Annotated in this window: 11 protein-coding genes; 9 read left to right on the top strand and 2 right to left on the bottom strand. The window is 60.3% G+C overall.

The features are described from left to right. The first annotated feature begins 288 nt into the window (after positions 1 to 288). From ampH to ABIC80_RS20490, 9 genes are all read left to right on the top strand, one after another. Positions 289 to 1,446 carry a D-alanyl-D-alanine-carboxypeptidase/endopeptidase AmpH gene (ampH, locus tag ABIC80_RS20530; protein ID WP_263753145.1) on the top strand — a complete coding sequence of 386 codons (1,158 nt, stop codon included), beginning with the start codon at positions 289 to 291 and terminating at the stop codon, positions 1,444 to 1,446. Between the two features lie 118 nt (positions 1,447 to 1,564). Beyond that, positions 1,565 to 2,536: a porphobilinogen synthase gene (gene hemB, locus ABIC80_RS20525; protein ID WP_034812298.1), complete on the top strand. Its 972-nt coding sequence runs from the start codon at positions 1,565 to 1,567 to the stop codon at positions 2,534 to 2,536. A 249-nt stretch (positions 2,537 to 2,785) separates the two neighbouring features. Beyond that, positions 2,786 to 4,504 (top strand): lysophospholipid acyltransferase family protein, encoded by a 1,719-nt coding sequence (locus tag ABIC80_RS20520; RefSeq protein WP_429178435.1) that lies wholly within the window; start codon positions 2,786 to 2,788, stop codon positions 4,502 to 4,504. A gap of 539 nt (positions 4,505 to 5,043) precedes the next feature. Continuing rightward, positions 5,044 to 5,544 (top strand): hypothetical protein, encoded by a 501-nt coding sequence (locus tag ABIC80_RS20515; protein WP_054804673.1) that lies wholly within the window; start codon positions 5,044 to 5,046, stop codon positions 5,542 to 5,544. 10 nt (positions 5,545 to 5,554) lie between these two features. Next, the gene (locus tag ABIC80_RS20510; RefSeq protein WP_023478242.1) at positions 5,555 to 6,004 is read left to right on the top strand and encodes a DUF421 domain-containing protein; all 450 of its coding nucleotides are present in this window, start codon (positions 5,555 to 5,557) and stop codon (positions 6,002 to 6,004) included. A 57-nt stretch (positions 6,005 to 6,061) separates the two neighbouring features. Then, positions 6,062 to 6,601 carry a 2-oxo-tetronate isomerase gene (locus ABIC80_RS20505; protein ID WP_200135487.1) on the top strand — a complete coding sequence of 180 codons (540 nt, stop codon included), beginning with the start codon at positions 6,062 to 6,064 and terminating at the stop codon, positions 6,599 to 6,601. 85 nt (positions 6,602 to 6,686) lie between these two features. After that, positions 6,687 to 7,643 (top strand): D-2-hydroxyacid dehydrogenase, encoded by a 957-nt coding sequence (locus tag ABIC80_RS20500; RefSeq protein ID WP_429178434.1) that lies wholly within the window; start codon positions 6,687 to 6,689, stop codon positions 7,641 to 7,643. Between the two features lie 106 nt (positions 7,644 to 7,749). Further along, the gene (locus tag ABIC80_RS20495) at positions 7,750 to 9,132 is read left to right on the top strand and encodes a D-arabinono-1,4-lactone oxidase (protein WP_312605876.1); all 1,383 of its coding nucleotides are present in this window, start codon (positions 7,750 to 7,752) and stop codon (positions 9,130 to 9,132) included. Then, on the top strand, positions 9,129 to 9,968 hold the full coding sequence (locus ABIC80_RS20490; RefSeq protein WP_305206772.1) for a glycosyltransferase family 8 protein: 840 nt from the start codon (positions 9,129 to 9,131) through the stop codon (positions 9,966 to 9,968). Before ABIC80_RS20495 ends, ABIC80_RS20490 begins: the two co-directional genes overlap by 4 nt. 1,300 nt (positions 9,969 to 11,268) lie before the next feature. Here ABIC80_RS20490 and ABIC80_RS20485 read toward each other — a convergent pair. Together ABIC80_RS20485 and ABIC80_RS20480 are read right to left on the bottom strand one after the other, a co-directional pair. Then, a complete protein-coding gene (locus ABIC80_RS20485; protein ID WP_429178433.1) occupies positions 11,269 to 12,048 on the bottom strand; it encodes a heme ABC transporter ATP-binding protein in 780 nt (259 codons plus the stop codon). Next, complete coding sequence (locus ABIC80_RS20480; protein ID WP_429178463.1) at positions 12,041 to 12,991, bottom strand: FecCD family ABC transporter permease; 951 nt, start codon at positions 12,989 to 12,991, stop codon at positions 12,041 to 12,043. Before ABIC80_RS20480 ends, ABIC80_RS20485 begins: the two co-directional genes overlap by 8 nt. Positions 12,992 to 13,003 lie beyond the last annotated feature (12 nt).

The following is a 13,003-nucleotide window of genomic DNA, read 5'->3' as shown; positions in this document are numbered from 1 at the left end:
CCAGCGACAAAAAAGCGCCGCGGGTGCGGCGCTGGCTCGTTTAATCAGACCTCAGGTTAACCGTTTAGTGGCTTTGCCAGTCATAAACAATTGTATCGACACTTTTCACCTGAACCGGGTTGTCGGGCAAGATGAGCGTGCAAGGCGGCGGCGGTCGGCAGAAAAAAATGCTCTTATTTACCTGGCGTTACGGATTAGGGCGAAACATTCCGCTTTTCGCCCCTTTGCAACGGCACGCAAGTAGTATAAATACGCTCTATCTTTCCCCGTGATTAATGGATCCTTTCGTTGAAACGTTGTCTGCTTATCTCCGCGATGTTGTGTGCGCTGGGCCTGACCAGCGTCCGGGCGGCGCAACACTCCCCCGACCCGGTATTTGCTTCTGAAATCGTCGATCGTTATGCCAACCATATCTTCTATGGCAGCGGCGCGACCGGCATGGCAATGGTGGTGATTGACGGCAACCAGCGCGTCTTTCGCAGTTTCGGCGAAACCCGTCCCGGCAACAATGTGCGCCCGCAGCTCGACTCGGTGGTGCGCATCGCCTCGCTCTCTAAGCTGATGACCAGTGAGATGCTGGTGAAGCTGCTCGATCAGGGCCGCGTGCGCCTTGACGATCCGTTAAGTAAATATGCCCCGCCCGGCGCGCGCGTACCGACTTACCAGGGCGCGCCGATCACGCTGGTTAACCTGGCGACGCACACCAGCGCCCTGCCGCGCGAACAGCCCGGCGGCGCAGCGGTGCGCCCGGTGTTTGTCTGGCCGACGCGCGAGCAGCGCTGGAACTGGCTCGCCACCGCCAAACTGAAAACCGCGCCGGGCACCCAGGCGGCCTATTCCAACCTGGCCTTTGATCTGCTGGCAGATGCGCTGGCGCGCGCGGCGGGAAAACCCTATCCGCAGCTGTTTGAAGAGCAGATCACCCGCCCGCTGGGCATGAAAGACACCACCTTTACCCCGTCACCGGATCAGTGCAAGCGGCTGATGGTGGCGGAAAAAGGGGCCAGCCCGTGCAACAACACGCTGGCGGCGATTGGCAGCGGCGGCGTCTACTCCACGCCCGGCGATATGATGCGCTGGATGCAGCAGTTCCTCTCCTCCGACTTTTACCACCGCGATACGCAGGCCGACCGGATGCAGACGCTGATCTACCCGCGCGAACGCCTGACGAAAGTGGTGGGAATGGATGTGCCGGGTAAAGCCGATGCCCTCGGTCTCGGCTGGGTCTATATGGCCCCGAAAGAGGGCCATCCGGGAATTATTCAGAAGACCGGCGGCGGTGGCGGGTTTATCACCTATATGGCGATGGTGCCGCAGCATAACGTTGGCGTGTTCGTGGTGATCACCCGTTCACCGTTGACCAAATTCACCAATATGAGCGACGGCGTGAACGATCTGGTGAGCGAACTGAGCAACAATAAGCCGGTGGCGATCCCCGCCTCCTGATGAAGTAACAGGCAGGTGCATTGCCGCCTGCCTGTGGCTTAACGGCGATTTTGGTAAAACGGGGGGTTATATTTTCGGCTACAATGCCGCCATCTGTTCCATAAATCTTAGGCATATCATGACCGATTTAATCACCCGTCCTCGCCGTCTGCGTAAAACCCCTGCGCTGCGCGCCCTGTTTGAAGAGACAACACTGAGCAAAAACGACCTGGTGCTGCCGATCTTTGTTGAAGAAGAGCTGAATGATTACCAGGCGATCTCCGCCATGCCCGGCGTGATGCGCATTCCGGAAAAGTATCTCGCCCGTGAAATTGAACGTATCGCTAAAGCGGGTATCCGCTCGGTGATGACCTTTGGTATTTCACACCATACCGACGACACCGGCAGCGATGCCTGGCAGGAGAATGGCCTGGTGGCGCGCATGTCGCGCATCTGTAAAGAGACGGTACCGGAGATGATCGTGATGTCCGATACCTGTTTTTGTGAATACACCTCGCACGGCCACTGCGGCGTGCTGTGCGAACACGGCGTCGATAACGACGCAACCCTGCTGAACCTCGGTAAGCAGGCGGTGGTTGCTGCGGCAGCCGGGGCGGATTTTATCGCGCCATCGGCAGCGATGGATGGCCAGGTGCAGGCGATTCGCCAGGCGCTGGACGCGGCGGGCTTTAAAGATACCGCCATCATGTCCTACTCCACCAAGTTCGCCTCCTCCTTCTACGGCCCGTTCCGTGAAGCGGCCGGTACCGCGCTGAAAGGCGATCGCAAAACCTATCAGATGAACCCGCTGAATCGCCGCGAAGCGATCCGCGAATCGCTGATCGACGAAGCGCAGGGCGCCGACTGCCTGATGGTAAAACCGGCCGGGGCGTACCTCGATATTCTGCGTGATATTCGTGAGCGCACCGAACTGCCGCTGGGCGCATACCAGGTGAGCGGTGAGTACGCGATGATCAAGTTCGCCGCCCAGGCCGGTGCGATCGATGAAGATAAAGTGGTGATGGAGAGCCTCGGCGCCATCAAACGCGCAGGTGCGGATCTGATCTTCAGCTACTTCGCCCTCGATCTCGCCGAACGCGGCCTGATTTAATTTTCCCGCTCTGCCTTCTGCAATGCCGGATGGCGCTACGCTTATCCGGCCTACGGGGTAAAGACCATGTAGGCCGGATAAGGCTGCAAGCCGCCATCCGGCATGGGTGAGGGAGGTAAAACGCCGGATGGCGCTGCGCTTATCCGGCCTACGTCGGCCTGCAACAAATGCTCATAACGTCATTGTAATGAAATGTAAGCGTCATCTTCTCCCGCTACTGTCAGCGGCAAGACGGGAGGAGAAATCGCCATGTTTAGTCTCGACAATGTACTTGAGGATCTCTGGCCGCAGGCCAGACCGGCACCCTGGCAAAAGAACCTGCTCAGGCGCCTGCTTTACGAACAGGAGTTCCAGCAATTCGCCGCCCAGCACCGCCACCTGAAAGGGCTGGATATGGTGGAACATGTCCTCGACCATCTGCAAATTCGCTGTACCATCCCCGCTCACTGCCTCGAACAAATTCCCGAACATGGCCCGCTGGTGATTATCGCCAACCACCCGACCGGTACGCTGGATGGGCTGGCGCTGATGTATGCCGTCTCGCGCGTGCGCCGCGATGTTAAAGTGGTCACTAACCGCCTGCTGAGCCACCTCGAACCCTTAAGCTCGCTCTTTATCGCGGTGGACAATATCGGCGGTCGCACCACCAAAGCCGCCCTGCAACAGATGGAGAACCAGCTGCAATCCGGCGGCGTGCTGATCTTTTTCCCGGCGGGTGAAGTATCGCGCCTGACCCGCAAAGGGATTCGTGATAAACGCTGGCACGCCGGGTTTATCAAGCTGGCGAACAAGTTCCGCGCCCCGCTGCTGCCAGTGTGGATCGATGCCCGCAACAGCGCGCTGTTTTACGCCAGCGCCCTGCTCTCAGACACCCTGCCGCTGCTGCTGTTGATGCAGCAGATGTTTCGCCGCCGCAACAGTAGCCTGCCGATCACCCTCGGTCAGCGCATTCCCTGGGAGAACTGGCACACTACCGCCCTCGCGCCGCGCGAGCTGGCCGAGAAGTGTCGCCAGCATCTTCTGCGTCTTGGCAAGGGAGTGCCCGGCACGTTCAAAACCGAATGCGCCATCGCCCGGCCGGAAGACAGAGCCACCCTGCGCCGCGAACTGAGCCGCGCCGAGTGCCTTGGCCGCACGCCGGACGGCAAAACGATCTATCTCTGGCAGCGCAACGGCCAGGAGGATGCACCGCTGCTGCGCGAACTGGGGCGGCTGCGCGAGATCGCTTTTCGCGCGGTGGGTGAAGGGAGCGGAAAAAGGCGTGATACGGATCGCTACGATGATCACTACCTGCACCTGATCCTCTGGGATGATGCCGATCTGGAGATTGTCGGCGCCTACCGCTTTATGCCGACGGCGCAGCTTATCGCCGAGCAGGGGCCGGAGGGGCTCTATAGCCATAGCCTTTTTCACTACGATGCGCGTATGGCGGAGGTGCTGCGCGAAGGTCTTGAGCTGGGGCGCAGCTTTATTCAGCCGCGCTACTGGGGACGTCGCGGGCTCGATTATCTCTGGTCGGGGATTGGCGCTTATCTGGCGCGCTACCCGCAGTACCGCTATCTCTTTGGCCCGGTCTCCATCTCCGGCGGCCTGCCGCCTGCGGCGCGCGATCTGCTGATTGCTTTCTATCGCCTCTGGTTCCCCGCTGCCTGGCCGCTGGCATCCTCGCGCCGCCCCTGCCCCGCCACCCTGCCCGAGGTGCTGGCGCAGTTTACCGGCGAGGATTACACCGAAGATCTGACCCGGCTGAAATCGCTGCTGGGTAATCTCGGCTGCGGTATTCCCCCGCTCTATAAACAGTATTCCGAGCTGGGCGAGCCCGGCGGCGTGCAGTTTATCGACTTCGGCAGCGATCCCGATTTCAATAACTGCGTCGATGGCCTGGTGCTGGTGGATTTGACGCGCCTTAAAGCGAACCGCTACGAGCGTTATATCGGCGTGCATCAGGTGCAGCAGAAAGCGGGGTAAGTTCCTCGCAGATTGCCGGATGGCGCTGGCGCTTATCCGGCCTACAAAACCGCAGTTCCAGCGATACCGGTTTTGCTTTTGTCTGCAATATGAAAGCGAGGGTTGTATCCCCGCTGAAATCGGCGAACCGAAGCGTGAATGACAAGGTCTGGACGCCATGGATGGCGGACAGAGGCGAACCGAGACAGGGACTCGTTCCAGAATGGAACGAGTAAGTCGAGTCGAGCCGGCCGCAGTCAGGCACGCGGGAGGTGAGCGCAGTGCGCAGCACCGATTTCCTCGCGGGGCCGCGGGGATTGACAAGGGGAGCGCGGCCGCTTCCCTTGTCCCGTTCACCGCATAAGAGGTCAATGAAACTCCCCAATCCCTGGTGAACGGAACCCTTCCACCCATCAGGCATGAGTGCCCCCCCCCATTGCCGGATGGCGCTCACGCTTATCCGGCCTACGCCGTTTCAGCGGCTTCGGCCTGTACCCCCCTTTCCCCCCGCCTCATCTACACTCTCTTTACGTGGTTTCCACCGACGCCGTGGAGGAGAGATGGAGAAGAAGTCGCACCGCTATCCGGTGGCTGACAGCCCGTTCTGGCTGCATGTTGAAACAAAGGTGCAGCGCATTGGCTCCGTAATATTGTTTGCGGTAGTGATCGCCGGGCTGCTCGGCCTCTTTTCCCAGGGGTGGCTCAGCGCGCGAAGCGCCCATAGCATTGATGGCAAACTGACGGTGCAGTATGACCGCTACGCCCGCCTGCAAAGCGATATCGATATGCAACTCACCGCCCACGCCTCGAACGAACGCCGCACCGTTTTTATCCTCGGCGGCAACTTTATGCAGGATTTTGAGATCCGCACCCTGCAACCGCAGCCGGAAAAGATGACCAGCCAGAACGGCGAACTGGTGCTGGAGTATGCCCGTCCTCATCCCGATCAACCCTTCACCGTCTGGCTCGGGCTGACGCCGCAAACCCCTGGCAGCAGCGAATTGCGACTTTCGTTAAATGACACCACCCAGCTGGCGGTGAAACAGTTTATCTGGCCCTGAGGAGACGGCGATGGATATGGTGTTACGCGCGGTAGCGATCTATCTGGTGTTAATGGTGGTATTCAAAATCGCCGGTCGGCGAGCCTTGTTGCAGATGACCTCTTTCGATCTCATTTTGCTGCTGATCATCAGTGAAGCGACGCAGCAGGCGCTGCTCGGCAACGACTTCTCCGTCACCGGCGCGGCGCTGACCATCATCACGCTGGTGGTGGTGGATATTCTGTTTGGCAAGCTGAAGAAGTACGTGAAAGGGGCAGAAAACTTTATCGATGGCACGCCGGTGGTGCTGGTCGAGAACGGTGAAATGCTGCCAGAGAAGATGCGCGAAGCGGATATCTCCCGCGCCGATATTATGCTCTCGGCGCGCAATAACCAGGGCATTGTTGACCTCGCAGAGATTAAGTTCGCCATTCTCGAGCGCAATGGTCATATCTCGATCATTCCGAAAAATTCGCCTTAAAAGTGCGCTGCTATACTTTTGCCAGGCAGAATTTTCTTTCGGATGGAAGGGAGAGATATGAAGAGCGAAACCACCACCGCGTTACAAAGCGAGCGCGTCGCGCCGCTGTTAAAGCTTGAGATTAGCGATCTGGCCGACCGCCTCGGCACGCTGTTATGCGATAAAAAATTGCGCGTCACCACCGCCGAGTCCTGCACCGGCGGGCAGATCGCCACCGCCCTCTGCGCCTGCGAAAGCACGCCGGAGTTTTACGGCAGCGGGTTTATTACCTTTACCGATGAAGCGAAACAGACGCTGTTGCAGGTGAAAAAAGAGACGCTGGCGCGCTGGACGGCGGTAAGCCAGCAGACGGCTTTTGAAATGGCGCAAGGTGCCTGCGACGCCAGCCACGAGCCGGTCAGCATTGCCGTTACAGGCTATACGGGCCCCGATGGCGGCGAAGATGGCACCCCCGCAGGCACCGTGTGGTTTGGCTGGGGCCTGCCGGATAGCGAACCAGTCACCGTCAAATGCCTCTTTGAGGGCGACACCACAGAGGTGATTGAGCAAGCGGTAAAATATGCCCTTGCAGGCGTGATAACGCTATTAAGTGATTGATTGTAATTTGCTTCTTGTGTGCGAATGCCGGACGATAGGGTCCGGCTTTTTTATTGCGACACTTTCATGACCGAATGGGGAAAAAATGAAAATAGTTGTGCTGGATGGCGGTCTGCTGAACCCCGGCGATCTCAGCTGGGATCCACTGCATGCGCTGGGCGAAGTCACGGTTTATGACACCACCCCGGCCGATAAAGCCGCGCAGCGCCTGCGCGACGCGGATATCGCCATTACCAATAAAGTGGCGTTTAGCGAGGATCTGCTCGCCCACTGCCCGCAACTGAAATGTATCGCCGTCACCGCCACCGGCTACAACATTATCGATCTTGCGGCCGCCCGCACCCGGCAAATTGTCGTTACCAATGTGCCAACCTACGGCACCGCCACAGTGGCGCAATTCACCACCGCGCTGCTGCTGGCGCTCTGCAACCGTGTCGGTGAACACGACGCCGATGTGCACGCCGGCGGCTGGAGCAAGGCAGACAGCTGGTGTTACTGGCTGCAACCGATGGTCGAGCTGGCGGGAAAACGCGTCGGCATTATCGGTTATGGCCGCATAGGCCAGGCGTTTGGTGCCATCGCCCAGGCAATGGGCATGACGGTGCTCGCCCACTCCCGTTCGCGCCCGCTGCCGGAGAGCGCGCAGCTGCGCTATGTCGATCTCGACACTCTCTACGCCGAAGCGGATGTTATCAGCCTCCACTGCCCGCTGACGCCGCAAACCAAAGGGATGATCAACCGTGACGCGCTGGCGAAGATGAAGCACAGCGCGCTGCTGCTCAACGCCTCGCGCGGGGATCTGGTTAACGAGGCAGATCTCGCCGCCGCCCTTAACGAAGGGCGCATTGCCGGGGCGGCAGTTGATGTGCTGAGCAGCGAACCGCCTGGCGCAGATAACCCGCTGCTGAAGGCGAAAAACTGCATTATCACGCCGCATATTGCCTGGGCATCCGTCGATGCGCGCGGGCGCATTCTCGCCACCACGGTAGAAAACGTACGGTCGTTTATCAACGGCGATCCACAAAATCGTGTCGATCAGTAGCTTCAGGATGGCCAGATCGCACGAAAAGAAGCGACTCACGTCACACTTTTACATGATGAGCTACGCTTGATAAATCATTACAAAAATATTGCGCAAGGAGATGCCAATGACAACGCTACAGGCTCTTTTTCCACCTCGCCTGCCACAGCAAACCTCTGATGAAAATGTAGTTGTAAACTGGGCGAAAAACGCCACGCTGGCGCCCGCTCAGGCTGTTGAAACACCGGAAAACGAAGCGCAGTTGCAGCAGATCATTGCTGCTGCAAAGGGGCGAATCCGCGTGATGGGCAGCCGCATGTCGCCGGGCAGAATGCTGAAATTAAGCGAGCCGGGCGATACGCTGATTGACCTCTCGCGCCTGCGCGGCGTGCTGGCGGTGAGCGACGAGAGCGTCACCTTTGCCGCCGGAACCGTGCTGCATGAGGTGTTTGAGACCCTCACCAGCATGGACCGCATGCTGCACGCCTCGCCGGGCGTGATCGATTCACAAACCCTCGCGGGCGCAGTGTCGACCGGCACCCACGGCCAGGGCATGGGGCAGAGCTCGCTGGCTGATGAAGCGCTCTCCATTCGCCTGATTGATGCCCACGGTGAAGCGCACGATATTAAGCGGGATGATGCGGCCTTTGACGCCGCGCAGCAGGCGCTCGGCACCCTCGGCGTGATCACCGCCGTGACGCTGCGCACCCGCCCCTCCACGCTCTATACCTGCTTTAAGAGCGCGGGCAACGCCGATAACCTGGCGGAAGATCTGATCGCCTGGAACGACGAGTGGACCTTCAGCAAAGCGTGGTGGTTCCCGGATGAGAACAAGGTTCACACCTGGAACGCGCGCGAAGCCACCGCCGAGGAGCAGGCGCTGTGGCATGACAACCACGGCGAGCTGGTCGAGATGGAGGAGACCGACGAGCAGATGAACGCCACGGTAGATAAAACCCTGGCGCAGATGCGCGATGACACCCGCATTGTCGATGAGAACGGCAAACCGTTTCGCACCGTGACGCGTTTTAAAGACTTCACCGATGTGATTGGCGATATCTACCAGGTCTTCTGCCGCGGCATCGCTACCCCACAGATCAATATTGAGATCGGCATTCCGATGTCGCGCGTCGCGGCGGTGATTGCGCGCATGAAAGCGTGGCACAGCGAGTCGCAGCCGCATATGCACTACCCGATTATTCTGCGCTGCACCGGGGCCTCCAGCGCCTGGCTTAGCCCGGCCGGCGGGGAACCAACCTGCTTCTTCGGTTTTGTCGTCTACTACGCTGAAGATGGCTCCCTCTCCGCAGAGGGAACGGCTTTTTTACGCGCAGCAGAACAGCTGCTCGCCGAAGAGGGCGGCAGACCGCACTGGGGCAAATATTTTGATCCGTCGCTCTACAACTGGCCGGCGCTCTATCCGCAGTTTGAGGCGTTTAAAGCCGTGCGCCGCCGCTTCGATCCGGACGGGAAGTTTATGAACCGCTTTATGGCGGAGGTGCTGTCATGAGCGCCGCGTTTGCCTGGGTCACGCTGTTAACGCAGCCGGGCTACCTTCCCGGCGTGGAAGCATTGCAGCAGTCGCTGCGCGACAGCGGTTCGCCGTGGCCGCTGGTGGTGATGGTGACGGAGACTATCGACGCCGCCACGCGCCAGCAGTTGCAGGCGCAGGGGTGTGAAGTGCGCGAAGTGCCGATCGTCGGCCCGAATCCTGCCCTTGCCCATCGCTACGCCAACGCCCGTTTCGCTGAGGTGTGGAGCAAACTGGCAGTCTGGACGCTGACGGAGTATCAGCGCGTCGCGTTTCTTGATGCCGATATGCTGGTGGTACAGAACATGGATGAGGTGTTCGAACTGCCGCTCGCCAAAGGGACGCTTGCTGCCTGCCACGCCTGCCGCTGCAATCCGAACCATATTGCTACCTATCCCGACAGCTGGCAGCCGGATAACTGCTACTACAGCTGGGTTGAGGATGCGCAGATGAACGCCGCCCCTCCGGCCCCGGTCGATAACTACCTGAACGGCGGTTTTCTGGTGCTGACGCCGGATCGCGATGTTTACGACGCGATGATGGCAAAGCTGGCGGCGAAAGAGGATATCGCCGAGTGGGTCTTCGCCGAGCAGGACTTTCTCAACGAGGTGTTCCGCGACCGCTGGTTGCCGCTGCATTATGGTTATAACGCCCTGAAAACCCTGCCGAAGCAGCATCCGCAGATGTGGGATCTCTCGCAGGTGAAGAATATCCATTACATCATCGACAAGCCGTGGGACAAATACCCCGAACCAGGTGATAAGTATTACGATCTGCACAAAATGTGGTGGCAACATGCTCCCGCCGAGGCGTAATTGTTGAGAAACAAACCGTAGGCCGGATAAGCGCCAGCGCCATCCGGCATTATCCGCGCGGCACCAATTGCCGGATGGCGGCTCCGCCTTATCCGGCCTACAAAATCGGAGCCCGCTGAAACGGCCCAGGCCGGATAAGCGCCAGTGCCATCCGGCATTATCACCGCTGCACCGATTGCCGGATGGCGGCTCCGCCTTATCCGGCCTACAAAAACAGAGCCCGCTGAAACGGCCCAGGCCGGATAAGCGTCAGTGCCATCCGGCATGATCCCCGCAACACCATTGCCTGATGGCGGCTTCGCCTTATCCGGCCTACAAAATCGGAGCCCGCTGAAACGGCCCAGGCCGGATAAGCGCCAGCGCCATCCGGCATTATCCCCGCAACACCACTACCGGATGGCGGCTTCGCCTTATCCGGCCTACAAAATTGGAGCCCGCTGAAACGGCCCAGGCCGGATAAGCGCCAGCGCCATCCGGCATTATCACTGCCGCACCATTGCCGGATGGCGGCTACGCCTTATCCGGCCTACAAAAACGGAGCCCGCTGAAACCGCCCAGGCCGGATAAGCGCCAGCGCCATCCGGCATTATCACTGCCGCACCATTGCCGGATGGCGGCTACGCCTTATCCGGCCTACAAAACCGGAGCCCGCTGAAACGGCGTAGGCCGGATAAGCGTCAGCGCCATCCGGCATTATCACCGCCGCACCATTGCCGGATGGCGGCTTCGCCTTATCCGGCCTACAAAAGCGCATCTACAGCAACACTGATATTGCTTTCACGCAAGATCTCACAGCGATGGGGTTGTGTCCCCGCTGAAATCGGCGAACCGAAGCGTGAATGACAAGGTCTGGACGCCATGGATGGCGGACAGAGGCGAACCGAGACAGGACAAAATTGCCGGGAGCAATTTTGAACAGCGCTTGCGCTGGCCCCGAAGGGGCGAGTCCCATGGATGGGACGAGTAAACCGAAGCCCGGAACGGGCGAGTAAGTCGAGTCGAGCCGGCCGCAGTCAGGCTCGCGGGAGGTGAGCGCAGTGCGCAGCACCGATTTCCTCGCGGGGCCGCGGGGATTGATAAGGGGAGCGCGGCCGCTTCCCTTATCCCGTTCACCGCATAAGAGGTAAATGAAACTCCCCAACGCATGGTGAACGGAACCCTTCCATCAGTGCCGCATGAAACTCCCATTGCCGGATGGCGGCTGCGCCTTATCCGGCCTACGGGAACCATTCGACCGAGCCAACCCCATCGCCGGATGGCGGCTCCGCCTTATCCAGCCTGGGCCGTTTCAGCCGCCCCCCTACACACAGAGAAACACCTGCGGCGTCTGCCCATCCGGATGCGTCGCCACATGCACCTGCGCACCATACCACCTGGCGATAACCTCCGGTTGCAGCACCTGCTGCGGCGTACCCTCCACCACCAATTTCCCCTTATGCAACAGCACAATGCGATCGGCCCACAGCGCCGCGAGGTTCAAATCGTGCAGCACCACGCAGACATGCAGCCGGGCACGCTGCGTCAGGGATTTAAGCAATCGCAGCAATTGCTGCTGATGGTAGAGATCGAGCGCCGAAGTCGGCTCATCCAGAAACAGCCACCCCTCCGGCGCGCCGTTGCGCCAGAGCTGCGCCAGACTACGCGCCAGCTGCACCCGCTGCTGCTCGCCACCGGACAAGGTCGAGAAGCGGCGCCCAATCAGCGTTTCGCAGCCGGTTAAACGCATCACTTTACGCACGATATCGCACGCATGCCTCTCTCCCCACGGTGCGCGCCCCATCGCCACCACCGACTCCGCGGCCCACTCCACGCCGAGGGCGTGATGTTGCAGCATCACCGCCCGGTAGCGCGATAGCGCCTGTGAAGGCCAGGCGGCAAGGGATTTCCCCGCCAGGGAACAGACGCCGCGCGACGGCGTAAGAAACCCGGTGAGCAGGCGCAGCAGCGTCGATTTACCCGCGCCATTCGGGCCAATCAGCGCCACCATTTCGCCAGGCGGCAGCGTAAGGGAGATATCATCCACCAGCCGCCGCTGGCCGACCGTGAATTGCATCTGGTGGGCAATAAAACCGTTATCCATAGAGCGCACTCCGCTGGCGAAATATAAGCCATAAAAACCACGGCGCGCCGAGCAGGCTGGTCAGTAAGCCGACCGGCATCTCGGCAGGCGCGACCAGCGTGCGGGCGGCGGTATCTGCCAGCAGCAGCAGGCTCGCCCCCGCCAGCAGCGAACCGGGGATCTGGTGTTGATGATCGGGGCCTAACACCATGCGTATCAGGTGCGGGACCACCAGCCCGACAAAACCGATGATGCCGCTGATGGCAACAGAGGCCGCCACCAACAGCGCGCTACAGAGCAGCAGCCGCCGCTGTAAACGCCGCACATCTACGCCCAGATAGTGCGCCTCCTCTTCGCCCAGTTGCAGGAAGTTGAGCTGTTTCGCCACCCGCCAGATCCCGAGCATGGCGGGCAGGATCAGAGTCGCCGTAACGATGAGCGTCGGCCACTGCGCCTGCCCGAGGCTGCCCATTCCCCACTGCGAAAGCTGGCGCAGCTGCGCATCGTTGCTGATCCACGCCAGCACGCCAACGCCCGCGCCGCACAGGGCGTTGATGGCGATCCCCACCAGCAGCAGCCGCGACAGCGCGCTCTCGCCCGCTTTGCTGAGTAAAAAGATCACCACCATCACCGCCAGGCTACCGATAAAAGCAGCGACCAGTGGGGCATAGAGGGCAATCAGCACCGGTACCGACAGCGGCAGCACCAGCCAGCAACTCACCACCAGCGCCGCGCCGCTGCTGATGCCAAGTAACCCCGGATCGGCAAGCGGGTTGCGAAACAGCCCCTGCATAACGCAGCCGGAGAGCGCCAGCGCCGCGCCAATAAGCAGCGCCAGCAGCACGCGCGGCAGGCGAATGGTGAACCAAATCTGCCGCAGCACCTCATCGTCGCCGTACCACAAGCTGGCAAGAGAGACCTCCATCGCCCCCTGCGTGGAGGCGAAGAGCGTGAGTGCCGCCATCAGCAGCAAGAG

It is taken from the genome of Kosakonia sp. 1610, from assembly GCF_050435845.1.
GTDB lineage: Bacteria > Pseudomonadota > Gammaproteobacteria > Enterobacterales > Enterobacteriaceae > Kosakonia > Kosakonia cowanii.
This window is presented reverse-complemented; position numbering and strand designations above follow the sequence as displayed.

Excerpts from the sequence above, each read along its gene's own strand:
- hemB (WP_034812298.1), top strand. The coding sequence starts at position 1,565 with ATGACCGATTTAATCACCCGTCCTCGCCGTCTGCGTAAAACCCCTGCG.
- ABIC80_RS20520 (WP_429178435.1), top strand. The coding sequence starts at position 2,786 with ATGTTTAGTCTCGACAATGTACTTGAGGATCTCTGGCCGCAGGCCAGA.
- ABIC80_RS20515 (WP_054804673.1), top strand. The coding sequence starts at position 5,044 with ATGGAGAAGAAGTCGCACCGCTATCCGGTGGCTGACAGCCCGTTCTGG.
- ABIC80_RS20510 (WP_023478242.1), top strand. The coding sequence starts at position 5,555 with ATGGATATGGTGTTACGCGCGGTAGCGATCTATCTGGTGTTAATGGTG.
- ABIC80_RS20505 (WP_200135487.1), top strand. The coding sequence starts at position 6,062 with ATGAAGAGCGAAACCACCACCGCGTTACAAAGCGAGCGCGTCGCGCCG.
- ABIC80_RS20500 (WP_429178434.1), top strand. The coding sequence starts at position 6,687 with ATGAAAATAGTTGTGCTGGATGGCGGTCTGCTGAACCCCGGCGATCTC.
- ABIC80_RS20495 (WP_312605876.1), top strand. The coding sequence starts at position 7,750 with ATGACAACGCTACAGGCTCTTTTTCCACCTCGCCTGCCACAGCAAACC.
- ABIC80_RS20490 (WP_305206772.1), top strand. The coding sequence starts at position 9,129 with ATGAGCGCCGCGTTTGCCTGGGTCACGCTGTTAACGCAGCCGGGCTAC.
- ABIC80_RS20485 (WP_429178433.1), bottom strand. The coding sequence starts at position 12,048 with ATGGATAACGGTTTTATTGCCCACCAGATGCAATTCACGGTCGGCCAG.
- ABIC80_RS20480 (WP_429178463.1), bottom strand. The coding sequence starts at position 12,991 with ATGGCGGCACTCACGCTCTTCGCCTCCACGCAGGGGGCGATGGAGGTC.